Origin of the sequence: Bacillus cereus group sp. MYBK245-2, assembly GCF_051916145.1 — a bacterium.
Taxonomy (GTDB): Bacteria; Bacillota; Bacilli; order Bacillales; family Bacillaceae_G; genus Bacillus_A; species Bacillus_A pacificus.
Genome location: NZ_JBQAGB010000017.1, coordinates 1 through 23935, shown reverse-complemented (window position 1 = coordinate 23935; position 23935 = coordinate 1). Strand labels below are relative to the sequence as shown.

Sequence of the window (23935 nt, the reverse complement as noted above, 5' to 3'; positions counted from 1 at the left end):
GCTAAAACAGTATTATCTGTTTTAGCTCTTTTTTATTAACAATTGATGTGCATATTGGCGTGCCCATTGATCCGCTTCTAATATAGCATCTAGTGAAGGATCTTTTACGTTATGATGGGCTTCAACTGTTTTGTAAATTGTTTTTTCAATATCGAAAAAGGCAGTTTCATTTTTTAAGAATAGTGCATTCGCAATTTCATTTGCTGCGTTTAATACAGCAGGAGTAGTACCACCAATTTTGCCACATTCATATGCGTATTGTAGACAAGGAAACTTCTCTAAATCTGGTTTTTCAAAATGTAAACTACCGATTTCTAATAAATTTAATTTTTCATAGGAAGAAGGTAGCCGAGTAGGGTAGTGAAACGCATATTGAATCGGCATCCTCATATCAGGAGCACCGAGCTGCGCAATAACTGATCCATCAATAAACTCTACTAAAGAATGAATAATACTTTCTTTATGAATCATTACATCAATTTTTTCATAAGGAATATCAAATAGCCATCTTGCTTCCATTACTTCGAATCCTTTATTCATTAATGTGGCAGAATCAATCGTTAATTTTGCCCCCATTAACCAGTTTGGGTGCTTTAAGGCATCTTTTGCTTGTAGAGTGTTCATTTCTTCACGTGTTTTATCACGGAATGCACCGCCAGAAGCTGTAACGATTAATTTGTCAATTTCTTTATTATTTTCTCCGTTTAAACATTGGAAAATAGCTGAATGTTCGCTATCGACTGGAATTAAACGACATCCGTTTTGTTTGGCCAGTTCAGTTACAATATGACCAGCTGCAACTAACGTTTCTTTATTAGCGATGGCAATATCTTTCTTCGCTTTTAATGCTTCAATTGTTGGGAGTAATCCTGAAACACCAACGACGGAACTTAATACAAGATTTGAATCAGGGTGAGTAGCTACCGCAATTAAGCCATCTGTTCCGTATGTAATTTTTACGTTGGTTGAAATACGCGTACGAAGCGTGTCTGCTAATTCTTTTGTCGCGACGCTTACAATGCGAGGTTGAAACGTTTTGATTTGTTGCTCAAGAAGCTCGATATTATAATTTGCGGTTAAACCGACGATTTTAAAATGTTCGGGATGAGCTGAAACGACATCTAATGCAGATGTGCCGATAGATCCTGTTGAACCTAAAATGGATATATATTTTACCATGAAAAAACCTCCAAAGTTGTTTCGAGTATTTCTGCAAACCTATATAATATTAGACAATTGAAGTGGAAATTCCTGCTATATAAAATAGAAAATTTTGGTTTGTTCAGAAGTGAAATGTGATAAACTGTAAAAAAATAACGAAAAGCGATGAAAGAGAAGAGTACATATTCGAAACTTTTCAGAGAGCTGATGTGTGGTGGGAATCAGCAAGGAATGAATATGGAATGGGCTCTGGAGCTTCTAACTGAAATGAGTAGGTAAAGACGGTTACTTCCCGTTATTGAAGTGTGAAGTGAGCTATAAAGATAGCTAATTAAGGTGGTACCGCGGGAGTCTCTCGTCCTTTTTTAAGGATGAGGGGCTCTTTTGTTTTGAGAAAGGAGGAGTTAGGATGAGTGACAAAATAATGTTAACAGGAATTAAGCCGACAGGTTATCCGCATTTAGGAAATTATATTGGTGCAATTAAACCTGCGTTGCAAATGTCAAAGAAGAATGAAGGAAAAGCATTGTATTTTATAGCAGATTATCACGCGTTAAATGCTGTGCATGATCCGAGCCAGTTTAGTAGTTATACGAAAGAGGTAGCAGCTACTTGGTTATCGCTTGGACTTGGAGAAGATGTTATTTTTTACCGACAAACAGAAGTGCCGGAGATTCTAGAATTAGCTTGGATATTAGCTTGCCTAACTCCGAAAGGGCTTATGAACCGTGCTCATGCGTATAAAGCGAAAGTAGAGCAAAATAAAGAAGCGGGTTTAGAGGTCGATGCAGGAGTGAATATGGGATTATATACGTATCCGATCTTAATGGCAGCTGACATATTGCTATTTCAGGCTACGCATGTGCCAGTCGGAAAAGACCAAATTCAGCATATTGAAATTGCGCGTGATATTGCGACGTATTTTAATCATACTTTCGGCACGACATTTACACTTCCGGAGTATGTCATACAAGAAGAGGGTGCAATATTACCAGGGCTTGATGGAAGAAAGATGAGTAAAAGTTACGGGAATGTGATCCCATTATTTGCAGAGAAAGAAAAACTACGAAAGTTAATATTTAAAATCAAAACAGATTCTTCACTTCCAAATGAACCGAAAGAACTAGAAACGTTATATACAATATATAAAGAATTTGCGACAGAAGATGAAATGCAGTCGTTACGTGAAAAATATGAGACTGGAATCGGATGGGGCGATGTGAAAAAAGAGTTATTCCGCGTTGTAGACCGTGAATTAGCTGGGCCACGTGAGAAATATGCTATGTATATGAATGAACCGAATTTATTATATGAAGCGTTGGAAAAAGGTGCTGGGCGGGCGCGGACTATTGCGAAGGTAAATTTAACAGAAATTAAGAAACGGATTGGATTTGAGAGGGAGCACTGAGCGTTCCCTCTTTTTTCTCTATAACTTATTCGTCATATCGATGAGTAAAGCAAGGAGTTCGCATATTCTTTTGAAACTTATTAGTTGCATATATTAAAAAGTATGCTACTATAGGGTTACTTATTAAACATGTTTAATAAGTATAATGAAAGTCACTTAATAAAGATGTTTAATAAGTAGGGTTCATTTGATTACGAAGGAGATGATTCTATGAAAACAGAAAAAGAAAAGATGTTAGCGGGAGAAATGTATATCGCGGATGACGAAGAATTAGTGGCTGATAGGGTGGAGGCAAAACGTTTAACACGCCTTTATAACGAGGCGATGGAGACAGGAGATGAGAGGCGTTTTACGTTATTAAATCAGCTTTTAGGTTCTTCAGCTGATGGGAAAGCGCAAATTAATCCTGATTTTCGTTGCGATTACGGCTACAATATCCATGTTGGAAAGAGCTTTTTCGCAAATTTCAATTGTGTGATTTTAGACGTTTGTGAAGTTCGAATCGGTGATCATTGTATGTTTGCACCTGGTGTCCACATTTACACTGCTACTCATCCTTTACACCCAGTAGAGCGGAATTCTGGTAAAGAATATGGAAAGCCTGTAAAGATTGGTAACAACGTTTGGGTTGGCGGGGGAGCTATTATTAACCCTGGTGTTTCAATTGGAGATAACGCTGTAATTGCTTCAGGAGCAGTTGTGACAAAAGATGTACCTAATAATGTAGTTGTTGGTGGTAACCCAGCCAAGGTTATTAAAACGATAGACTTATAGAAAGCATTTTTTATGAGTACATGAATAAACTGATGTCGTATCGTATAGAAAATGTAAAAGGTGTTTCATATGAAGAAAAAGAGTGCGGAAAATCGTACGAAGACATTACTTGCTTCTTGAAGCGCTCTTTTTCTTATTTGCTTTGTCGGTTTTCTCGTTTGCTGTAAGTTTCTATCATAGGTTATACACAATTTTTAAGTATACTAGGGGAAGCATTCGGAATACTGCTAGTAGAAATATATTATCTTTATTGCTTTAGAAAATGATGTATGATATATTGTCAACGCAACTTATTAAAAGGGTTTAATAAGTATGTTGATTAAGGTGGTGAGCGATTTGAGTGAACAATTTGTTACTCAAAAATCGATTAAAGAGACAATCCTTCGCAGCATTCGTAAAGTTCTTCTAGAGCGAGGTAGTGCAACGAAAGTTGAGCTTAGTAATACATTAGAAATTAGTTTTCCGACGATAAGTAAATTTATAGAAAAAATGAAACAAGATGGTGAAGTCACTTTAGCTGGTTTAGATGATTCAAGTGGCGGAAGAAGAGCGAAACGATATGAATATAATCCAGAATATATGTTAGGTTTAGCGATATTTTTAGAGAGAAATGAGACGAACTATACAATTTTTAACTGTTTAGGGGAAGTAAAAGAACAAGGGAGTACTTCAAGTATGTTAATTGATACGGGCGTAAATCTATTATCTAAACATATTGAAGGTCTTATCGCTACATTCCCAAAAATAAGCTCTATATCAATTGGTGTGCCTGGTTCGGTTGATAATGGTCGTATTTTTTATATTCCTGGATATGAAAAGTTCCAAAATTTTAATTTGAAAAGTCATTTGGAGGAACAGTTTTCTATACCAGTAGTAATAGAAAACGATATGAATGCTGCTGTGCTTGGTTATTATAAAAACACTGGAAACTATGACAATTCCTCTCTTGTATATTTGTATTCAGGTCAAAATGGACCAGGTGCGGGGATTATGGTAAATGGAGACGTCGTACGAGGGAGTACGTTTTTCTCAGGAGAGATATCTTTCGTACCGCAGTATGATAATAAAAATTTCTTACAAGCTTTGAGAAGTGAAGATTCGAATAATCCAGAGGAATATAATATAGATGCTATTACTCGTTTAATCGCTACATGTATAGCTATTATTAACCCTCATGCCTTTATCTTCTGTGATGATGAAGTGAATCAATTTGTTATAGATCAAATTGTAAAAACTTGTCCGCAGTACATTCCGGCGGAACATATTCCGAAAATAACAGTGAGCAATTGGAAAGAAGATTATTTATATGGATTAAAAAGTCTAGGACTTGATCTTATGATTACGAGAACGAATAAAGAAAATTAAATGTACTGGCAATGAAGCATCCAATTGTCAGTTGAATAACATAAAAGAAAAGGTGCCAATTATGAAAATTGAACATGTAGCAATTTGGGTGAATGATTTAGTAGGAATGCGTGATTTTTATAAACAGTACTTTAATGGTGAAGAAAATAGCTTATATCATAATCCAAAAAAGCAATTTAAATCTTATTTTATAACTTTTGAAGGTGGTGCGCGTCTAGAACTTATGAAGCGGGTAGGGATAGAGGATGCATTACAAACAGAAACAATAGGATATGCGCATATTGCTTTTTCTGTAGGTAGTAAAGAAAAGGTGAACGAATTAACGAATACATTAAGAGAAGCAGGATACGCTGTGTTAAATGGCCCGCGTACTACAGGGGATGGTTACTACGAAAGTGTAGTAAGTGACCCTGAAGGAAATCAGATTGAGATAACGATCTAACATGAACAACCTCATTTCGCATTATCATGACGGGGAATGAGGCTGTTTTATTTTTATCTTTAATTGGAGTGATGAAAATCGCGAAGAATCCCCTCAATAACTGGATGAAGAGTACTAGGTAATTCATCAAGCGGAAAGAAACGTAATTCTTTTGATTCTGTTTGATCACATACAAGCTCACCGTGAAATTCTCGGCAAATATAAACAACGAGTACACCGTGTACTTGATCGCCGTTTGGGTAGATTTGAAAGAAATCTGGTCCTGAATATGTACGGAATAGTTCTGGATTTTTAATAATAAGTCCAGTTTCTTCATATACTTCTCGTTTTAAAGCGTCTTCTAACGTTTCGTTATATTCTAAGGCGCCGCCAATAATGCCCCAGCGGTTAAAGTCTGTACGGAGCTGCAGCAATATTTCATTGTTCTCATTTAATATAATAGCGTGTGAACCTATTAAAATCAGTGGATGATTTCCTACTAAATTTCTCATATCTTCAATATAACCCATAGTTGTTCTCCTTATAGCTAATAATAATTAGGAAGTTCTTTTAACATTCTTTCTGTTTTACGTGCTGTAAAGGCTAAGTTATGGTCATCTTTCGTTCTGAAAAATAATGTGCGTAAAAAGGTTTTAATGTTGGCGCATAAAATACAATATTCATTTAACGAAAGGCGTTTTCTAATTTGGGGAAGCCTTTTTATTTTTTTTTGAATAATAGAAATTAACTCATCTTGCGGGAAGTCATGATACAGCATTGCTAGTAATGGCGTAACAATTCGTTCATCTTCGTTATTATGAAAAAGGTCAGATGGAATGAAGATTTTATTTAATAAGCAATGAATTAATTCTTCATACCATTCAAAGGTCGTATAAGAATTGTGGACAATTTCAGTAAAGGCATCAGATACGTGAGCAAGACAATGAGCCCATCCTTTATTTTCAATATAGCCTCGGAAATCTGTTTCTAAGTTTGTGTATGTAATGAGTTTGTTTTTTATTTCTTCAATATCTTCCTCTGTACAAAAGTAGTGCGAATTAGCGAATTGGAGTATTAACGCAATTAACGAAACAGTGTAAGAACGTGTGAAAACCCCATCTGAATGCGGGGAGTAAATGTCACAATATAAATATTCATCACTTAAACAAGTTTGCAACAGTAATTTCAGTTGATCATCCATAAGGAATTCATGATGAATAAAATGCACAAAACATTTATATATAAGCTGGTAACGAACGTAACTATCAGTCGTTCCGATATACTGAAGCATATGGAGCGTTAATTCATTTATATCTATATGTCGCAGTTGCGTATAGTCATTTTGTTGTATAAGCTCTAACTGTTGTTGCAGCGCTGTAATATCCAATGGAGAACCTCCTCCGCACTTTAAAGATGCGATGTTTTCTAGTATTCTATATATTCAAGGACAATCCTGCTCATGCAAGGAGAACAAGTAGAAATTCAAGTATGACATAGATGAGGGAAGTATATGACGACTATAGAACAGTTAGAAAAACATTTTAAAATAAGAAGAAATGCTTCTTCTATCATGATAAAAGAAAATAATGCAGAGATTTTTACAGAAGAGCAATTAAAGGAAATCATGCAATATTGCGTTGCTGAGGCTGAAGAAGAGGGAATAGAAAACTTACATTTTGAGATTTCTTCGAAAAGCCCCAATTATAATATGTATAAAAAATGTTTTGAAACGTACTCGTTTGAATATGTTACTGAAAACATCATTGTGTTTAAGGATCTATATAAAGTAGAAGATGTAGAAAGTGAAATTGATTTTAAGTTGATTGAAGAAGTAGGAGAAGATGCTTTTTATTCTCTTTGGAGTGAGATGACGGAAGAACAAGTCACTTATGATCAATTTGTAAATATGATGCTACAAGAAATTGGTGAGCAATGGAAAGAACATTGTTTAACAGCGAGTGTAGGTGAAGAGCCGATAGGAATTGTAATCCCGCATATTGAAAAGGGGACGTTAGAAGAAGGAAAACTTATGTATTTCGCAGTCGCTCCAAATATGAGAAATAAAGGGTATGAAGCAGCATTCTTTACAGGGGCAATGTTTGTTTTAAAAGAAATAGGTGCATCTTATTATATCGGTGAGGCAAATGTACAAAATGAGTGGATGAAGGATGTTTTTGAAGAGAATGGATGTCAGCTGCTTAGTTCAACTGAGAGATATGTGAGAAAGTTTTAGGAGGATGAATGATGTATACTCTCGAACTCGTATAGCGGGAGGGGACTATATATGTTAAAGCAATCCATGCATTCATTCGTGTTATTGTATCCAAATGTATTGTTAGAAGGCTGGAATATTGAAAAAGTTTCAGAACGTTATGAAGGTGAAAAGTGGGGAACTTTTTGGTTTCAGGTTGTTACTCCAACTGGAATGTTTCGAGTAAAGGAATTTTTTCTCGATATAATGGAACCAGTATTTCCGGATAGCTGTATTTCTCAAGCAAAAGGAGATTGTTTTCAATATAAAGGGCTTGTGTATTGGAAAGGTGTAAATTATAAAGGAAAAGAAAGTTACGTTACATCTATATGGAAAACACAAGTTGAAATTTCTGTTGATCATGGATATGTAAACCAAGACGAAATGGAACGATTTCTATTTGAATTACAACCAGTAAATATGGAGCTTGGGAAAACGATATTACATACACCATTTCACTTATTAAGCTTTCAAGCGAAGAGAAGTGAAATGGGTGAGATAGGAAGATGTAGAGAGTGGAATGCTCTAGATGACGTATCCTATGTAAATTTGTTAATTCATGAAAAACTAAATTGGAAACTTGAATCGGTCGGTTTCGGAAATGACGAAACGCAGTATGTATATTGGGACGAAGATAATAAACTATACGCACTTTGGGTTTGTAGACATAAAAACAAAGCGTATTACCCTGTTTCTTCATGGGTAATGAACTATGGCCCAAAACAAATTATAAACGGGTTAGAGTTTTATTCACACCCTAATCGCGGAACAGTTGTATACGAAGATTTAGGTAATGAACAAATCGCATACGTATTTCGCGGTAATCCATGTACAAATTTTGAACAAGTAAAAGAACTTTTTGCCTGTTTGTAAGATAAAAAGAAAAATGAGAACGACAAAGTAGATATTCGTATAATACAATAGGATAAGATTCGATTATAAGAGAAAGCGTTGGTGAAAGAATGGGGCAGCAAAGACATTGGTTACAAGCAACTGTAGAAAGAAATGAAGATAATACATTACAAATAAAGTGGGAAAATAATATAGAGGAAGTTTGCATTTATTGGAGTACTTCGCCAGATCATATTGAAGAAAATGGAGAATTACTTGCAACGGTAAATGGAGAATCATCATATACAATTGAAAACCCGAGCGAAAATGAGCGTCCATATTTTAGACTAGTAGGTAGTAATGGACAAGCAGTAACAGTAGCTGAGCGTAGATTGCCATTACAAGGCGCGTTTAACTTCCGTGATATGGGAGGATATGAAACGCTTGAAGGCCGTAAAGTAAAATGGGGCAAATTGTACCGCTCTGAAGAATTAGCAGGATTAACAGAGTGGGATATCGATTATTTACAAAAGTCTGGCTTAAAGTTAATTTGCGATTACCGTACAGACTTTGAAGTGAAGCATAAGCCAAACCCTGAGATTACAGGAGCTCGTCAAGTGTGCTTACCAGTTATGCAAGACTTAGCAAAAGACTTAAATATAAATGAGTTTTTCCAAGTTGGTGACCTTTCTATGTTAGGGAAACCAGGTGAATACCTTGTGAAAATGAATCAAGATTTCGTAAGTGGTAATGAAGCATTTGTGAGCTTCTTAAACTTAGCGCAAAACCCGGAAAACTTACCGTTAGTAAACCATTGTACAGCTGGAAAAGACCGTACTGGATTTGGATCAGCATTATTATTACTTTTACTAGGTGTACCAGAGAAAACAGTAATGGAAGATTATTTACTAAGTAACGGTTTCCGTGAAAAGTTAAACGAGAAAATGATGGCCTTTTTAGGTGCAAAACTACAAAACGATGAGAGTAGAGCGATATTAGGTGCGATGTTCGAAGCACGCGCTGAGTATTTACAAGCTGCGATTGATGAATTAAAAAAGCAATACGGTTCAGTTGAAGCGTATGCTGAAAAAGCTTTAGGCTTTACGAAAGAGTCGTTAGAGGAAATGAAAGAGTTATTGTTAGAGGATAAATAAGAAGTGAGGAGGCTTATTGGATTAGCCTCCTTTTCTTATTGTTGTTATAATTTTGCTAATGAGGATGTTGTGCAACGAAGAGAGAATGGATGAAAAGAACTTACGAATCGGGGGATAAAATGATTCATACACGTGGAAAAGCAGAGGGGTTAAGAGAAAAGCTAGCAACAATACTAAGTCAAGATTATAAGGAATTAGCTGTTCAGGATTTAAAGGTGATTGGAACGGGAGTGCAAAATATTGTTTTTCGAGGAGATTCAGAAAAGGGATCTTTAGCTTTTCGAGTGCCATGGGAAAGAGAAGTAGAAAATATAAATGAAGATTTATTTAATAGTCGGATTTCATTGCAAAAGGAAGCAGAGCTTTCTAAGTATTGTCATTCAAAAGGTATTTCAGTGCCAAGGATACATGGATTGCATCTTTCTGCCGAACTTGATTTTTTAATTTCGGATTGTGTGTATACTGATCATATGCCAATTTCTGCGCACAAAATAGGAGAGTTAGTGAGCAAGCTTCATAGCATGCCAATTGATGATTTGCATTACGAACAAAATATTAGAGAGCCCATTAGTAAGTATATAGCAGAACGAATTGTGAAACGGATAGAAGGGTTTAATACAATTACGAACTGTGGAATGAAACTTCCAGATACAAAAACAATTGAACATATTCTTAGTACAGCGGATCATGAAAAGAGTTTACTACATATGGACATTCGACCAGCCAATTTAATCGGGTATAATGGAGAAGTTAAAGCAATAGTTGATTGGGATAACGCTTTAATTGGTCATCCATTACTGGAGCTTATGAGAATAGCTGAAACAAATGAGGTTAGTTGGGATGAATTTAAAGATGGATATAAGAATGATAGTATCTTTAACGCTACTTCTCATATTGTTAGTTTATTTTATAGGTTAGATACAGCGGTCATGCTTGCAAACTTATTTATAGCACATTTGAAAATAGAAGATAAAGGTGTATTCTATAAAGAGCGGGTTAAAGCAATCCATCACGAAATATATAAAAGTTTATAAGCTATGAGAATAAATTTTTGAAATAGAATTGAGGAGAAAGAACATCATGAAATACAAAGTTATATTATTCGACGTAGACGATACATTATTAGATTTTCCTGAAACGGAAAAACACGCATTACATAATGCGTTTGTACAGTTCGGTATGCCTACAGGGTATACTGATTATCTTTCGAGTTATAAAGAGATTAGTAATGGGTTATGGAGAGATTTAGAAAATAAAATGATTACGTTAAGTGAATTAGCGGTAGATCGATTTAGACAATTATTTGCCCTTCATAATATAGAAGTAGATGCGCAGCAATTTAGCGATGTATACCTTGAAAACTTAGGGAAAGAAGTACATCTTATAGAAGGTGTAGTGCAATTATGTGAGAATCTACAAGATTGCAAGTTAGGTATCATTACGAATGGATATACGAAAGTGCAACAATCTAGAATCGGAAATTCGCCTTTATGTAATTTCTTTGATCATATTATTATTTCAGAAGAGGTTGGTCATCAAAAACCAGCACGTGAGATTTTTGATTATGCATTTGAAAAGTTTGGGATTACGGATAAATCAAGTGTACTAATGGTTGGAGATTCGCTCACTTCTGATATGAAAGGCGGAGAAGATTACGGCATTGATACGTGTTGGTATAATCCGAGTTTGAAAGAGAATAAGGCAAGTGTTAAGCCAACTTATGAAGTGGAGAGCCTGCTGCAAATTTTAGAACTTGTAGAAGTGGCGGAAGAAAAAGTAGCTTCATTTTAATCGTGTCGATATTTGTTGATAAGTCGATATATCGAAAAAATCGTTGATATATTTTGAATTGCTGCGGTCAATTTAGGAAAGAGCTGTGTAACAACTAGAGGTGAATAAAGAATGTTAAAGTTTTTATTTGAGTTAGACAAGAATATCCCACAGAAAGATGAGCCGCGGTATGATGCTTATTCAAAGGGCTTTATCGAAGGGGATGTAACGATTCACGCGAGTAACAGCGTATTTTTTCAAAAGTCATGTGTGAAGGTCGCAGAGCTCGGCATTTATTTAGGACAGTGGATGGAGCAAGTGCAACATGGGCAGAATGTACATATGAATTATGAAACGCCTGACCGTGAAGAGATCATTCTTAGTTTCTCTTATGAAGAGGACAATCAGTGGAGAGTTTCTTCCAGTTGGCAACAATTTGAGCTTCAGGAGAGTATCTCTACTACAACATTAGTGGAGAGTGTTCAACGCTATTTATATGAGTTAAATAAAGAACTGCGCGCAATAGAATATCCTGTGACGTTTGATCAGTACTTAAGAGGAGAGCAAATGATGCAGCTTTCTTACAAACGACTGTGTGATAGTAAAGCGGATACGACGTCAATAGAGGTTTATAATGAAAGCGAAAGAGTAGGAGCAGTACGGGGCTATTATAAAAATACGTTGATGAAAGTGCTAGACTTTATTCCGAAAGTCGGTAGTAATATCATTTATGAAATAAAGGATAGTAAGGACAATATTCGCGTTGTTGCAAAGGATGTAAGTAGGCAGCGCCAAAGAAGGATTTTAGTAACGTACAAAGATAATCATGATGTAGAGCATGAAATACTTATATGTGACGGAAAGTTATTAGATGCAAATTTTTTATTTACCTTTACATATAAGGCGGAAGAATTTGTTATTCATAAAACTACTTTTGGGATGGGAAAGTTATTGCGAAAGGGCTATGTAATTGCAGATTGGAATATTCGTCTTGAGGAAGATATGTATCACATCGAGATGAATGTATACGATGAAGATTATATAGAAGACCAATATTTACTGTTGGGCGTATTTCATGCGGTTTTGTATGGGTGATAGTTGTATAAATGAAAAATACCGGCATTCTTTGTGAAAAGAATGCCGGTATTTCTTATTCATCCTCAAAAATAAAAACTTCATCAATCGTACTTTGAAGTGCCTTCGCTATATCGTGAGCAAGCTGCAAGGAAGGGTTGTATTTTCCTTTTTCAAGGTGGCTAATTGTTTCACGACGTACACCAACGCTCTTTGCTAAATCTTCTTGTGTCATGTTCAATTTAGCGCGATATTCTTTTATTTTCGTTACGAACGCCATGGTGCATCTTCCATTTCATCAACAGGTTTATCGTAAAAGAACATAGAGAACCCGAACGTAAGAATGAGTGTGCCGAAAATAAGGGCAATATCAATCTCTTGTAGTACTGGGTTTGGAAATAACATTTCAATAAACAAAATGATAGCAGTAGTTAGTAATGTAACGATAAAAGCATTACGGCACGATTTATTGACGATTTGTTCAAACAGTTCATCGTGTTGAACCGTTCTATACTTTGTGAAAAAGGAGAAGAAACAAAACATAGTAAACAATCCTTTTTCATAAAAAAAGCCGAGGAAACCGAAGAAACCGAGAAACCCTAAATATTTAATCCAAGTTGTTTTCACGATAGATTCTCCTTTCAATGTTAGAAATAATTCATATTATGTTATAAATATATCACATACGAAAATGTATAGTAATAATAGTTTTCCAATTCTTTTCATAATAATAGTAAAAAGAGGAAATATACTGCGAAACAAAGAGGATAATATTGTAAAATGGTTGTAAGGAGGGGGAAGGCATGTTAACTTGGATCATGATCGTTGTATTACTTGTAGTCATTACTGTAGTGGCAACGGTGTTAATTGGGCGAAATGGTGATGCAAATTATAGTAAAGCGACAAAGGGGAATATTAGAAGGCTTACGATGATTTATATTATACTAGCTGTCGTTTTAATCGTTGGATTAGGTTTGTATATTTATTTTAAAGGTTAAAAAACTGAAAAAATATAAAAATCTAAAAATAGAAGTATGCTATAATGTTAATATAGTTATTTGGTAATTAAGGAAAGGATTGGATGGAATGATTGAGATTACGAATGTGTCAAAAAGTTATAATGGGTCTACCTATGCAGTAAAAGATTTAAGTTTATCTGTGCCTAGCGGAGAAATCTTTGGATTTTTAGGACCGAATGGTGCGGGTAAATCAACGACAATTAAGATGATTACTGGTATTCACGGGGTAGACAAAGGGACGATTACGATTAATGGTATAGATATTATGAAAAATCCGATGGAGGCGAAAAGGACGTTTGGTTATGTTCCAGATAGTCCAGATATGTTTTTACGATTAAAGGGAATTGAATATTTGAACTTTATGGCAGATATGTATGAAGTGCCGAAAGAAGTACGCCAAGAACGAATCGAGACTTTAGCGAAGAAATTTGATCTTTACAATGCTTTATCGGATCAAATTCAAAGTTACTCGCACGGTATGAGACAAAAAATCGTTATTATTGGTGTGCTCGTGCATGAGCCAGATGTATGGATTTTAGATGAACCGTTAACTGGGCTCGATCCGAAATCTGCATATATTTTAAAAGAAATGATGAGAGAACATGCAGATAAAGGAAAGATTGTATTCTTCTCTACACACGTATTAGAAGTGGCAGAAAAATTATGTGACCGCGTCGCGATTATTAATAAGGGGAATTTGCAGTTCAAAGGGAATTTAGATGAAATGAGAGATCATTTTAAATCCAACGAATCACTTGAAAAAATGTTCTTGGAGATGACGGGCAATGAGTAAAATTTGGACGTTAACGAAAGTATTATTGAAATTAAATTATGCAGATTTTTTAACAGATAAGAAGAAACGAGCGGCGTACGTATTTTCATTTGCAGCTATTTTATTTGTCGGCTTTTTACTGTTTGGTTCTATTACGCATGCAATGTATGAGGGAATGATACATTTAGGGCAAGATCCAGGAATGATTATCGCAATGGGACTTGCGATTGCGAGTATATGGGTATTTTTAATGAGTATTACGAACATTTTAACTGTATTTTACTACAGCAATGACATTGAAATGTTATTACCATTACCATTAAAACCAGCGCAAATTATTTCGGCAAAATTTTTAACAGTATTAATTACACAATACGTAATGAGTTCATTCATTTTACTACCAATCTTCATTACGTACGGTTTAAAAAGTGGCGCATTTATTACATATTACATATACATGATTTTTATTTACATACTCTTCCCGATTGTGCCGTTAGTATTAGCTTCATTACTCATGACAGTTATTATGAGGTATACAAATATAGGGAAAAATAAAGACCGAGGAAATATATTTATTGGAATCGTAAGTATACTATTTATTGTAGGAATTAATGTGTTTTTACAGTGGAAAAATAAAAGTTCGTTTTCTGAAGATGCAATTGCGGATTACCTTGCAAATAACCAGTCTTCTCTTTTAGTACAAATGACAAACTATTTTCCAACTACATATTTTGGAGCAGTAGCATTAGTAGAAAATGCAAATTGGAAGGGTCCTTTATATGTAATAATCTTTGCACTTATTTCATTTATATTTTTTGTGTTGTTTTATTACATTGCAGAGCGTACATATTTAAAAGGGGTTATTGGACTTTCAACGAGTACAGCAAAAAAAGAGGTCATTTCAGCAGAAGGCTTACAGAAATCTACGGTACAAAGTTCACATTTGAAAGCATATGTGAAAAAAGAATTTAAAACGTTATTCCGTACACCACAATTTTTCTTAAATTGTATCGTACAAACTTTCGTTATGCCGATTATGTTGTTCTTCATTTTATTCGTGCAAGATGGGAATTTAAAATGGATCACGGGATATATTGATAATCCAAAATCAGCAGGACTTGCAATTGGCGTTGGTCTTTGTGCATCGCTATTTTTAATGGGAAGTAACGTCATCGCAACAACTTCATTCTCACGTGATGGAAGCTCTTGGTTTGTAAATCGATATTTACCTGTAAAAGCTTCGGATATCTTTTTTGCAAAAGCAATCACGGCTTGGTTAATTAATGTAATTATTTTAGCAGTGTTCGGTATTACGATGGCAGTTGTAGCGGGAATTTCTCCAGTATTTATGGTTCTTTGGTTCTTATTAAGTGCGAACGGTTTATTACTAATTAATTTAATCGGCACACGCTGGGATGCACAAACTGCAGATATACATTGGGATACAGAGCAGAAATTATTTAAGAGCCGCTATACAACTTTGTGGAATTTTTTAGCTAATATTTTAATAGCTTTAGTTATTGTAGCGGGAGTAAGTCTATTATACTTCTTCCTTCATGTCGGACTGTGGGTTATGTTTATCGTTTTATTTGTAATGTTTACGATTGTAAATTATATCTTTATTAAAATTTTAAAATTAGGTGCAGAACGTATATTGTCAAATATTGAATAAAAAGATAGATCCTCTGTATTCGTGCAGAGGATTTATCCATAGGTGGAGGAGAAAAGGTGAAGAAAATAGCAATTGTAACAGGGGCAACTCGTCTGAATGGAATTGGTGCAGCTGTATGCAAGGTGCTTGCTCAAAAAGGAATAGACATTTTTTTCACGTACTGGTCTCAGTATGATAAAGCGATGCCGTGGGGAATGCATGACAAAGAGCCCTTTTTGTTGAAAGAGGAGATTGAAAGTTTAGGTGTTCGATGTGAAATGGCAGAAATCAATTTATCGCGGTCATATTCGCCAAACCGTTTGTTTTATATGGTATCAGAACGGTTAGGTGATCCATCTATTTTAATTAATAATGCAGCGTATGCTGCTCATACGAGAATCGAAGAATTAAATGTAGAACAGTTAGATAAACATTATACAGTAAATGTTCGCGCTACTATGTTATTAAGTTCATTATTTATAAAACATTATGCAAGCAAGGCGAGTGGCAGTGTTATTAATCTTACTTCAGGGCAGTCACTCGGGCCAATGCCTGATGAACTAGCATACGTAGCGACGAAAGGAGCAATTGAAGCATTTACAAAATCAGTAGCACCAGTTGCGATGGAGAAGGGGATTACAGTGAATGCTGTTGATCCAGGACCAACGAATACAGGATGGATTACAGAGGAGCTGAATCATCATTTAGTATGGAAGTTTCCACAAGGTAAAGTAGGAGAACCCGTGGATGCAGCACGCTTAATTTCTTTTTTAGTCAGTGAAGAAGCAAAATGGATTACAGGGCAAATTATTCATTCGAATGGTGGTTACTCATAAATATATTATGTTAACAATTGTTGAGAAACAAAAAAACGAAAGAAAATTTTATTTTTTTGTATAAATAAAATGTCAAGAAAGAGAAAAATTTGATAGAAGAGTATATCGTCATATAAGGATCGTAATTCTTTATATGACAATATACTCTTTTTCTTTTAGTAAAGAGAAGAAAAATGAAGTAGAAGAAACTCGAATATTTAAATTGTTTTATCAGTTTTTGTACGTATTATTATGAAGATTACTGTCGGAAAAATGATAATTCGTATGAAAAGGGATTTTTTAAGGGGAAATCGAATCGTAAAGGGGAGGATAAATTACGTAAACATAGGGGGATTTATATGAAAATGAAAAAGGTCGCTATCGCATCGATAACAATTGGTACAATGCTTACTATGGCAGCTTGTAGTCCTTCAGCAGATAAAGAGGCAGAAAAGAAAGAGCAAGTAACAGCGCAAAATGAAGGAGAGGCAAAAACGACAAGCGCAGACGAAGCGTCAAAAACAACGAAAGATACTGAAAAAGAAACAAATACTTCTTCAAATGAAAAAACAGATAAAGATGCAAAAAATACGAAAGAATCATCAGGAACAGAAAGTAACGGTAAAACATCAACTCAAAATGAGAATGTAAAAACAAAAGAAAAAGAGACGACAGGAAAGACGAATGATCAAACGACTAGCGGGAAAACAACAGATCAAAGTATAAGTACAAACTCAGACGGAAAAACAACGAAAGATCCGAAGAAAAACGTAGCGGTGAAAACAAATGTAAAAGAAGTTGCGGCATTAATTGATAGTTTAGACAAGCAATTAGCTGCGAATCCGAAATTAGAAACAGTAAATAAACTTGGAAAACAAATTAATGCAAAGTGGGATGTAATTGAGAAAGAGTTAGAAACATCACACCCAGCTGAATCTAAAACAATTGGACAAAGTATGTATCCGTTAATTGTAGGAGCGGAGAAAGAAAAGATAGATATTACTAAAATGAAGTCATTGACGACGAAAACGAAAAAAGATTTAAATCAGTTATTAACGAAACTTTCGTAGTTTCAAAAGCCTACTTGTGGGAGTAGGCTTTTTTTATGTTGAGAGTGTAATGAAAGTTTATGGGAATCATAATGAAAAAGGATGGTGATAAGAGTGACAATCGATCGAATTTGTACAATTGGGCCAGCAAGTAATAATAAAGAAACGTTAGCGCAGTTAATAAGCAATGGTATGAAAATTGTTCGGCTAAATTTATCACATGGAACGCATGAAAGTCATAAAGATATTATTCGTTTAGTGAAATCGTTAGACGATTCTATTAAAATTTTAGGCGATGTACAAGGTCCTAAAATAAGGTTAGGTGAAATAAAAGGAGAACAAATTACGCTTCAGGCGGGAGATTCTTTTATTTTACATACGCAACCAGTTACAGGGAGTAGTACGGAAGCAAGTGTTGATTATGAAGGGATCGCGAATGATGTGAAAGTCGGAAGTAGAATTTTAATGAATGATGGTGAAGTTGAGTTAATCGTAGAGAAGGTAGGTAAGGATAAAATAGAAACAAAGGTCAAAGCAGGTGGTAATATCTCATCTCATAAAGGGGTGAACTTACCAGGCGCAATCGTTCGTTTACCGGCTATTACAGAGAAAGATAAACAAGATATTCAGTTTCTTTTAGAAGAAAATGTTGATTATATCGCATGTTCTTTTGTGCGAAAAGTTGATCATATAAAAGAAATACGTGATTTTATACAGCGGCATAAAGAAACTTTGCCAAATTTAATCGCTAAAATAGAAACGATGGAAGCAATCGAGAATTTTCAAGATATATGTAAAGAAGCGGACGGAATTATGATTGCAAGGGGCGATTTAGGAGTTGAGTTGCCGTTTCAATTTGTTCCGCTCTTGCAGAAAATGATGATTCAGGAATGTAATCGAACGAATACATATGTTATTACAGCGACACAAATGCTTCAATCTATGGTAGATCATTCTATTCCAACGAGGGCTGAGGTAACTGATGTGTTTCAAGCTGTACTGGACGGAACGAACGCTGTTATGCTTTCTGCCGAAAGTGCGTCAGGCGAGCATCCGATTGAAAGTGTAAAAACATTACGTCTAGTTTCAGAATTCGCTGAGCATGTGAAAAAAGACGGTCCTTTTGTGATGAAAGATGTACTGGAATTGCTACATAAGTCTTTGAATGCGTGATGAAACAGACGAGGGCGGCGGATATGCATCCGCCCTCGTCTGTTTCATTCCTATTCTTCTTGCTCTTGCTCTTGCTCTTGCTCTTGCTCATCCAAAATCTTTTCAAACGCAGCAGATACTTTTTCAAACTCTTCATCATTCTCAATGTATGAGAATTCGCTATCTTCTTCTACTTTTAAAAAGAAAATATCAATGTCTTCTTCAGTTTCTGTTTGGATATCCTCCACAAAGGCAACGGCAATATATTCTGCGCCTTCGACATCCATCGCTCCAAGTACTTCTACTTCTTGCTCTTCGTTATTCTCATCACTAAGAGTAAACACTTCGCCAACTTCAATATCAGACATATTCATTCTCCTCCTGTCCAACTCTAATAAATAGAGCGTTTAAACTGCATACATACTAATATAGTTTTCCATGAAAAATGAATTTCATACGTACGAAAAATCAAGTTCTACTTCTTTAGTATGCGTATCAGCTTATAAGGAGGATTATTTTTTACGTGCTATATCTCATAGTAACTACCTGATTAATCAAAAGAGGGTATGTATTCATGCCCTCTTTTTTAAATAATAAAATAGTAGTGATATGTAAAGCAATCAATAGTAGTAAAGGTATCCCATAAAGGTTAACACGACTTAGAAATAAAAAACAAAAAGGAATCAATAAAAGATGATAGATCCCTGTAGTCCACTTTAGTGCTTGGATGTAGGTTTTCAAAGTGAATCCTCCTAAAATAAGTAATATCTATATATTACTTATTTTAGGAGGTAATTGGATATTAATTATTTGTAGATTTTAGTAGAATATAATTTTTTTATGTTAACTAATTGTTGGTTATTTATAAAATAGAAAAACCAACTCAATAAGGGGAAGGGACGTTATCCACATTGATCAGAAAGTAAGTGAAAAATATTTGACTAGATTATTAAGTTAATCTCAGTTGTTTAAAAACTTGTATACGAGATTCTATAAAGGGATTAAGGTGCTTTTTATTTAAGGGATAATATATCCATTGCTTTTAGGGAACAGTAATTCAAAACTTAAAACAATGGAGGTTATCATAATGCAAAAAATGCTTTTTTCGTTCTTATGCATATTTTGTTTCGTAATTGGAAGTTCTTTCACTGTTCATGCTTTTTCTCCAAAGCATTTACCGATTTCTCAAACGTCAGATCGATGGAAAATAGAAATTAAGCAACCTGATAAAAAAACTGGTTTAGTGACAGCTAAAAAGGATGTTTTTGATACGTATGGTTTCGAGGTTCAAGATATCGGGAAGGACGCTTATCATGTAACCGTTGAAGTATTTCGAAATGAACCAGATTCCCAGACGAAGTATGAACTTTTCACTTCTAAAAAAGATCATGTGTTAAGTAAAGAAGTTGCTTTTAATCATGCGAATTTTCCTATATCGGTTCAGTCTGATGAACTTGAAGTTATTATAACTTGGCAAGAAAAGCCTTCTAGGTTGCTAAAAGATGGACAAAAAGATTGTGAGTCGGAAAGAAAGTATAAACAGACATTTACATTTAAACATTAATAAATAACAGTAAAAACTCCATTATTAAATGGAGTTTTTAGCTTACATAGATTATGCTTTAGGAAGGATTCACAGCTATAACTTAATGGGTATATTACAATAATTATTAAATGTATTATCTTTCAAAGAAGAAAGTGGAACCTTCACCTCACTACCTTCTTTCATATTCCGCAGCACAACAGTTTCTGTACTAAGTTCTTCTTCCCCAATAATAAGCACATAAGGGATATTCTCTTTATTGGCATAATTAAGGGCACGTTTTAATTTACGTCCGGCTAGTTCGATTTCAACTTTTAAGGAAGTGGTAGAACGTAATTGCTGGGCAAGTTGTAAGCATTGTAATTCTGTCCCAAGCGGGATGATAAATATATCTGCTGTAGATGATATCGTTTCTTTCTGTGATAGTGCTGTATAAATAACGTCTAAACCGAATGAAATACCGACTGTTGGATAGTTCAAGTTATCGCCACGGAATGCGCCGATAATATTATCGTATCGACCGCCGCTACCGATGCTGGATGTAATCGATCCATTTTTTAAAAAGATTTCATATACGGTGCCTGTGTACATTGTGAGTCCTCGCGCTAAAAACGGGTTGAATATAGCATTTTCATTTATTCCAAGCGCGATTAAATATTGCTGTAATTGTTGTAATTCGTTTACTCCTTCGGCAACGAGTGGATTATTGAAAGTTTCTGTAAAGTCAGCAATCGTAAGCTTTAGACAAGATAATACGGTATTACATATTGTATCAGCCATTTCTTCAGAGATTCCGCGCTCTAATACATCTTTTCGTACACCATCAATCCCAATCTTTTCGATTTTGTCTAATGATAAAATGACGTCACTCGTTCGTTCAGTAGGGATGTTAATGGACTCGAGAATACCGTTTAATAATTTACGGTTATTATATTGGATCGTTACTTCTAAGTTTAACGTTCGGAACAGTTCAAACGCCATGCTCATAAGTTCAGCTTCTGCCATGACAGATTCTACACCGACTATATCAACGTCGCATTGTATGAACTCACGAAATCTCCCTTGTTTAATAGGGCCATCTCGAAATACTTTTCCAATTTCATACCGTTTAAAAGGGAGGCGGATGTTCGGATTCATTGCAACGACTTTTGCGAATGGAATTGTTAAATCATAGCGTAAGGCAAGGTTACGTTTTCCTTGATCCTGAAGCGTATATATTTCTTTTAAAATTTCATCACCACCGCCGTACTTGTATGACATAAGCTCATACATATTTAACGTTGGTGTCTCTAACGGTTTACATCCGTATCGTTCAAACGTATCTTCACAAGCTCTTTTAATTTTATTTCGCAGCACTTGTTCCTCTGGTAAATAGTCTTTCGTTCCTTTTACGTTTTTCATTTCCATAGTAATCACTCCTTCTTAAATTAAAAAAAGCTATGCAGGTATAAAAATACCCACATAGCTTTATGAACGCTTCGTGGGTCAACAGGAAAAGCCCTGTACCCACGAAGAAAAATTTTTCTTCGGATACACGGCGTTACGTATGATGATGAAGTTGGAAAGAAGTATTAACATTTCGCATGACAAATCTCTCCTTAACATAAGTTTTTTTCAAAGTATATCAGATGTTTTTTGAATTATCAATATTTTTAGTTTTGAAATATACGTGAAGTTATGTAGGAGAAGTGGAAAAGGGTGTATAATAAAACTTAATAATATGAAATAACCTTTTAAGGAGAACGTTATGAAAAAAGATAAAACAAATGCGATGCGAATATTAGATAAAGAAAAAATTGAATATTCGATGATGTCATATGATCCAGATGATGGGAAAATTGACGGCGTATCAGTAGCCGGGAAAATTGGACGAGAAGTGAAAGAAGTATATAAAACGTTAATCGCTCAAGGAAATAGTAAAAATTATCATGTGTTTATTATTCCGGTAGATGAGGAACTAAATTTAAAAGCTGCTGCAAAAGCAGTAAGTGAAAAGAAAATTGAAATGATTCCTGTAAAAGATATTACGAAAGTGTCAGGATACATTCGCGGCGGTTGTTCACCAGTCGGAATGAAGAAGTTATTTTCTACATGTATTGATGCGAGTGCTCAATCACTTGAAACGATCATTGTAAGCGGCGGGAAAATTGGTGTACAAATTGAGCTGAAAGTGGATGACTTGGTGAAAGTTACGAGAGCTCAGTTTGGTGAAATAACGAAATAATGATACATAGGGAAAGAAGTTTTAGTTTTATAGGATAGTTAGTCCATTATGGGGCTGATTCTCCTTTTTATTTACATACTGGATAAATTGAATCATTTGTTTGGCTTTGAGGGGGAGGACTTTAAATAAACAAGAAGAGTTACTCACAAAGATAGACAAAGGAGGGGAGAGTGTTTTAATGAAAGTTTAAGAAATGCCATCAGAAAGCGAATATTCGGGAATGCCAGTATGTTTGAAAAACCTATGCTAAGAGCATGCAAGATTATATACGATTTTTTTGCTAATCCAGTAATAAGCAAGAACACTAAAACAGCGTTAGGATAGGAATGTATAAAACATGTATAGATTCATAGAAATAAAAAAGAAGGTTCCCTTGTGAGAGCAGGGTTCTCCTTTTTCCTTGCTACTGATAATGAGATGTTATATGAACTACATATGTATATAATATTCACCCGAAAATGAGATAGTTCTTGTTCGGCTAACTGACAAGATAGTTCAATAAGAAAAGGACTTTATAAATCAAAAAGAGAATGATGCTATATGGGTTTCTTTTTCCTTTCCCTCGAAAAAAAGGGAGTAAATTATAGAAAGTATTGAGCTTAATTTAGAATATTGTAGGGTGGTAAGTCGATGATAGGAATAAGTATAGCAACTAAGTGGGAATATGAAGCGACATTGGAATACTTTAGCATAAAAGATAACGAGCGTTTCGGTTATCCTTATGGCGAGTATTTCATGAGAACAATTAATGATACTGAACTTGTTTTTTATAGTACCGGTGTAAGAAAAGTAAATGGTGTTGGTGGTAATCAGTATATGATTTCTAAATTTAATTTAACTAAAGTAATCGTTGCTGGAACATGTGCAGGAATAGATGATAGGTTCAGTAATTTGGATATTTTTGTACCAGATAAAGCCGTTCAATATGATTGCACAGTAAAAGAAATTGAGCCTTTTATTAAACAATCCTTCATAGTCGATATCGATCTATCAAGATATGGAAATGATTTTTACACCGGAACAATTGGCACCGCTGATAAAGCAGTAGTTATGTGGAAGGACTATTTAGAACTTAAAGAAAACGAAATAATAATAGCTGATACAGAAGCGGGTGCAATTGCTTATATCTGTAAGAAGAATGATGTTGAGTGCATTATTATAAAAGGAATATCTGATTTTCCAACAGATGAAAGTAACTCTGATAAATTTGAATCGAACATTGAACAAATTAATGTTTATTTAGAAAACACCCCCAAAGTTATGAATAAAATATTTGGCGAATATTTAAAAAGATTTATTTAAATAAATTTAAAGTTAATAAAAAAGATAAAAATAATCGATTTCCATTGTATTAGGGAATCAGCAAAGTTATCCAACTTCCAATAACGATAATTATGGTGCGACAAGAAGTCGCATTCCCACAGGGTAGCTTCTGCTACTAGATTAGATGCAAAGTCTATCTCCATCCGAAACTGCGGACTTGGTAACGGGCTCGTGGGTT

Annotated in this window: 26 protein-coding genes, 1 pseudogene and 1 other annotated feature; of the genes and pseudogenes, 19 read left to right on the top strand and 8 right to left on the bottom strand. The window is 34.8% G+C overall.

Features of this window, described 5'->3' with window-relative positions; all coding sequences use genetic code 11:
- Positions 1-21: 21 nt before the first annotated feature.
- Positions 22-1179, bottom strand: a complete 1158-nt coding sequence (locus ACTFRN_RS22705; RefSeq protein WP_000241813.1) for a 1-deoxy-D-xylulose-5-phosphate reductoisomerase — start codon at positions 1177-1179, stop codon at positions 22-24.
- A 138-nt stretch (positions 1180-1317) separates the two neighbouring features.
- Positions 1318-1527 (top strand) — a binding site (T-box leader).
- Between the two features lie 43 nt (positions 1528-1570).
- On the opposite strand from ACTFRN_RS22705, the gene ACTFRN_RS22700 reads away from it, so the two are divergent.
- From ACTFRN_RS22700 to ACTFRN_RS22685, 4 genes are all read left to right on the top strand, one after another.
- Positions 1571-2569, top strand: coding sequence for a tryptophan--tRNA ligase (locus ACTFRN_RS22700; protein ID WP_074614896.1), 999 nt, complete (start codon positions 1571-1573; stop codon positions 2567-2569).
- A 210-nt stretch (positions 2570-2779) separates the two neighbouring features.
- The gene (locus tag ACTFRN_RS22695; protein WP_000845612.1) at positions 2780-3343 is read left to right on the top strand and encodes a maltose O-acetyltransferase; all 564 of its coding nucleotides are present in this window, start codon (positions 2780-2782) and stop codon (positions 3341-3343) included.
- Positions 3344-3679: 336 nt separating this feature from the next.
- On the top strand, positions 3680-4708 hold the full coding sequence (locus tag ACTFRN_RS22690) for an ROK family transcriptional regulator (RefSeq protein ID WP_049111628.1): 1029 nt from the start codon (positions 3680-3682) through the stop codon (positions 4706-4708).
- 61 nt (positions 4709-4769) lie between these two features.
- Complete coding sequence (locus ACTFRN_RS22685) at positions 4770-5150, top strand: VOC family protein (protein ID WP_000687577.1); 381 nt, start codon at positions 4770-4772, stop codon at positions 5148-5150.
- Between the two features lie 59 nt (positions 5151-5209).
- On the opposite strand, the gene ACTFRN_RS22680 is transcribed toward ACTFRN_RS22685, so the two are convergent.
- Positions 5210-5659: an NUDIX hydrolase gene (locus ACTFRN_RS22680; protein WP_000540475.1), complete on the bottom strand. Its 450-nt coding sequence runs from the start codon at positions 5657-5659 to the stop codon at positions 5210-5212.
- A 17-nt stretch (positions 5660-5676) separates the two neighbouring features.
- Positions 5677-6516: a DUF2785 domain-containing protein gene (locus ACTFRN_RS22675; RefSeq protein ID WP_000355458.1), complete on the bottom strand. Its 840-nt coding sequence runs from the start codon at positions 6514-6516 to the stop codon at positions 5677-5679.
- A gap of 123 nt (positions 6517-6639) precedes the next feature.
- Here ACTFRN_RS22675 and ACTFRN_RS22670 point away from each other — a divergent pair, with 123 nt between their 5' ends.
- The 6 genes from ACTFRN_RS22670 to ACTFRN_RS22645 all read left to right on the top strand — a co-directional run bounded on the left by ACTFRN_RS22670 (position 6640) and on the right by ACTFRN_RS22645 (position 12230).
- Positions 6640-7362: a hypothetical protein gene (locus ACTFRN_RS22670; RefSeq protein ID WP_000207373.1), complete on the top strand. Its 723-nt coding sequence runs from the start codon at positions 6640-6642 to the stop codon at positions 7360-7362.
- Between the two features lie 51 nt (positions 7363-7413).
- Positions 7414-8253: a hypothetical protein gene (locus ACTFRN_RS22665; RefSeq protein ID WP_041184510.1), complete on the top strand. Its 840-nt coding sequence runs from the start codon at positions 7414-7416 to the stop codon at positions 8251-8253.
- An 89-nt stretch (positions 8254-8342) separates the two neighbouring features.
- A complete protein-coding gene (locus tag ACTFRN_RS22660) occupies positions 8343-9365 on the top strand; it encodes a tyrosine-protein phosphatase (protein WP_000531482.1) in 1023 nt (340 codons plus the stop codon).
- 89 nt (positions 9366-9454) lie between these two features.
- Positions 9455-10399: a phosphotransferase family protein gene (locus ACTFRN_RS22655; RefSeq protein ID WP_074567516.1), complete on the top strand. Its 945-nt coding sequence runs from the start codon at positions 9455-9457 to the stop codon at positions 10397-10399.
- Between the two features lie 46 nt (positions 10400-10445).
- Positions 10446-11156 carry a YjjG family noncanonical pyrimidine nucleotidase gene (locus tag ACTFRN_RS22650; protein WP_000875900.1) on the top strand — a complete coding sequence of 237 codons (711 nt, stop codon included), beginning with the start codon at positions 10446-10448 and terminating at the stop codon, positions 11154-11156.
- Positions 11157-11267: 111 nt separating this feature from the next.
- The gene (locus tag ACTFRN_RS22645) at positions 11268-12230 is read left to right on the top strand and encodes a tubby C-terminal domain-like protein (protein ID WP_000911284.1); all 963 of its coding nucleotides are present in this window, start codon (positions 11268-11270) and stop codon (positions 12228-12230) included.
- 55 nt (positions 12231-12285) lie between these two features.
- Here ACTFRN_RS22645 and ACTFRN_RS22640 read toward each other — a convergent pair whose 3' ends face one another.
- Together ACTFRN_RS22640 and ACTFRN_RS22635 are read right to left on the bottom strand one after the other, a co-directional pair.
- A complete protein-coding gene (locus tag ACTFRN_RS22640) occupies positions 12286-12489 on the bottom strand; it encodes a helix-turn-helix transcriptional regulator (RefSeq protein WP_000896303.1) in 204 nt (67 codons plus the stop codon).
- On the bottom strand, positions 12477-12836 hold the full coding sequence (locus ACTFRN_RS22635; protein WP_049112389.1) for a DUF3796 domain-containing protein: 360 nt from the start codon (positions 12834-12836) through the stop codon (positions 12477-12479). The genes ACTFRN_RS22640 and ACTFRN_RS22635 overlap by 13 nt, the downstream gene beginning before the upstream one ends.
- A gap of 176 nt (positions 12837-13012) precedes the next feature.
- On the opposite strand from ACTFRN_RS22635, the gene ACTFRN_RS22630 reads away from it, so the two are divergent.
- From ACTFRN_RS22630 to ACTFRN_RS22605, 6 genes are all read left to right on the top strand, one after another.
- A complete protein-coding gene (locus ACTFRN_RS22630) occupies positions 13013-13207 on the top strand; it encodes a hypothetical protein (RefSeq protein ID WP_000958869.1) in 195 nt (64 codons plus the stop codon).
- Positions 13208-13295: 88 nt separating this feature from the next.
- Positions 13296-14021, top strand: a complete 726-nt coding sequence (locus ACTFRN_RS22625) for an ABC transporter ATP-binding protein (protein ID WP_000570196.1) — start codon at positions 13296-13298, stop codon at positions 14019-14021.
- Positions 14014-15672, top strand: a complete 1659-nt coding sequence (locus tag ACTFRN_RS22620; protein WP_088106628.1) for a putative ABC transporter permease subunit — start codon at positions 14014-14016, stop codon at positions 15670-15672. The genes ACTFRN_RS22625 and ACTFRN_RS22620 overlap by 8 nt, the downstream gene beginning before the upstream one ends.
- 56 nt (positions 15673-15728) lie before the next feature.
- Positions 15729-16487: an SDR family oxidoreductase gene (locus ACTFRN_RS22615; protein WP_088106627.1), complete on the top strand. Its 759-nt coding sequence runs from the start codon at positions 15729-15731 to the stop codon at positions 16485-16487.
- Between the two features lie 338 nt (positions 16488-16825).
- Entirely contained in the window at positions 16826-17536 is a 711-nt protein-coding gene (locus ACTFRN_RS22610) for a hypothetical protein (protein WP_088106626.1), read from the top strand.
- A gap of 81 nt (positions 17537-17617) precedes the next feature.
- The gene (locus tag ACTFRN_RS22605) at positions 17618-18688 is read left to right on the top strand and encodes a pyruvate kinase (RefSeq protein ID WP_074567513.1); all 1071 of its coding nucleotides are present in this window, start codon (positions 17618-17620) and stop codon (positions 18686-18688) included.
- A gap of 50 nt (positions 18689-18738) precedes the next feature.
- Here ACTFRN_RS22605 and ACTFRN_RS22600 read toward each other — a convergent pair whose 3' ends face one another.
- Positions 18739-19041: a DUF1292 domain-containing protein gene (locus tag ACTFRN_RS22600; RefSeq protein WP_440038558.1), complete on the bottom strand. Its 303-nt coding sequence runs from the start codon at positions 19039-19041 to the stop codon at positions 18739-18741.
- A gap of 160 nt (positions 19042-19201) precedes the next feature.
- Positions 19202-19408: pseudogene (locus ACTFRN_RS22595) on the bottom strand (hypothetical protein); the annotation flags it as partial.
- Between the two features lie 346 nt (positions 19409-19754).
- Between ACTFRN_RS22595 and ACTFRN_RS22590 the strand changes: the two are divergent.
- The gene (locus ACTFRN_RS22590; protein WP_001171093.1) at positions 19755-20231 is read left to right on the top strand and encodes a hypothetical protein; all 477 of its coding nucleotides are present in this window, start codon (positions 19755-19757) and stop codon (positions 20229-20231) included.
- 75 nt (positions 20232-20306) lie between these two features.
- Here the strand turns inward: ACTFRN_RS22590 and ACTFRN_RS22585 are convergent, their stop codons facing one another.
- The gene (locus tag ACTFRN_RS22585) at positions 20307-21617 is read right to left on the bottom strand and encodes a histidine--tRNA ligase (RefSeq protein WP_088106623.1); all 1311 of its coding nucleotides are present in this window, start codon (positions 21615-21617) and stop codon (positions 20307-20309) included.
- 340 nt (positions 21618-21957) lie between these two features.
- Between ACTFRN_RS22585 and ybaK the strand changes: the two genes are divergently transcribed.
- Both ybaK and ACTFRN_RS22575 read left to right on the top strand, forming a co-directional pair.
- Positions 21958-22434 carry a Cys-tRNA(Pro) deacylase gene (ybaK, locus tag ACTFRN_RS22580; RefSeq protein ID WP_000710870.1) on the top strand — a complete coding sequence of 159 codons (477 nt, stop codon included), beginning with the start codon at positions 21958-21960 and terminating at the stop codon, positions 22432-22434.
- A 630-nt stretch (positions 22435-23064) separates the two neighbouring features.
- Complete coding sequence (locus ACTFRN_RS22575) at positions 23065-23736, top strand: 5'-methylthioadenosine/S-adenosylhomocysteine nucleosidase family protein (protein WP_000579418.1); 672 nt, start codon at positions 23065-23067, stop codon at positions 23734-23736.
- Positions 23737-23935: the final 199 nt, after the last annotated feature.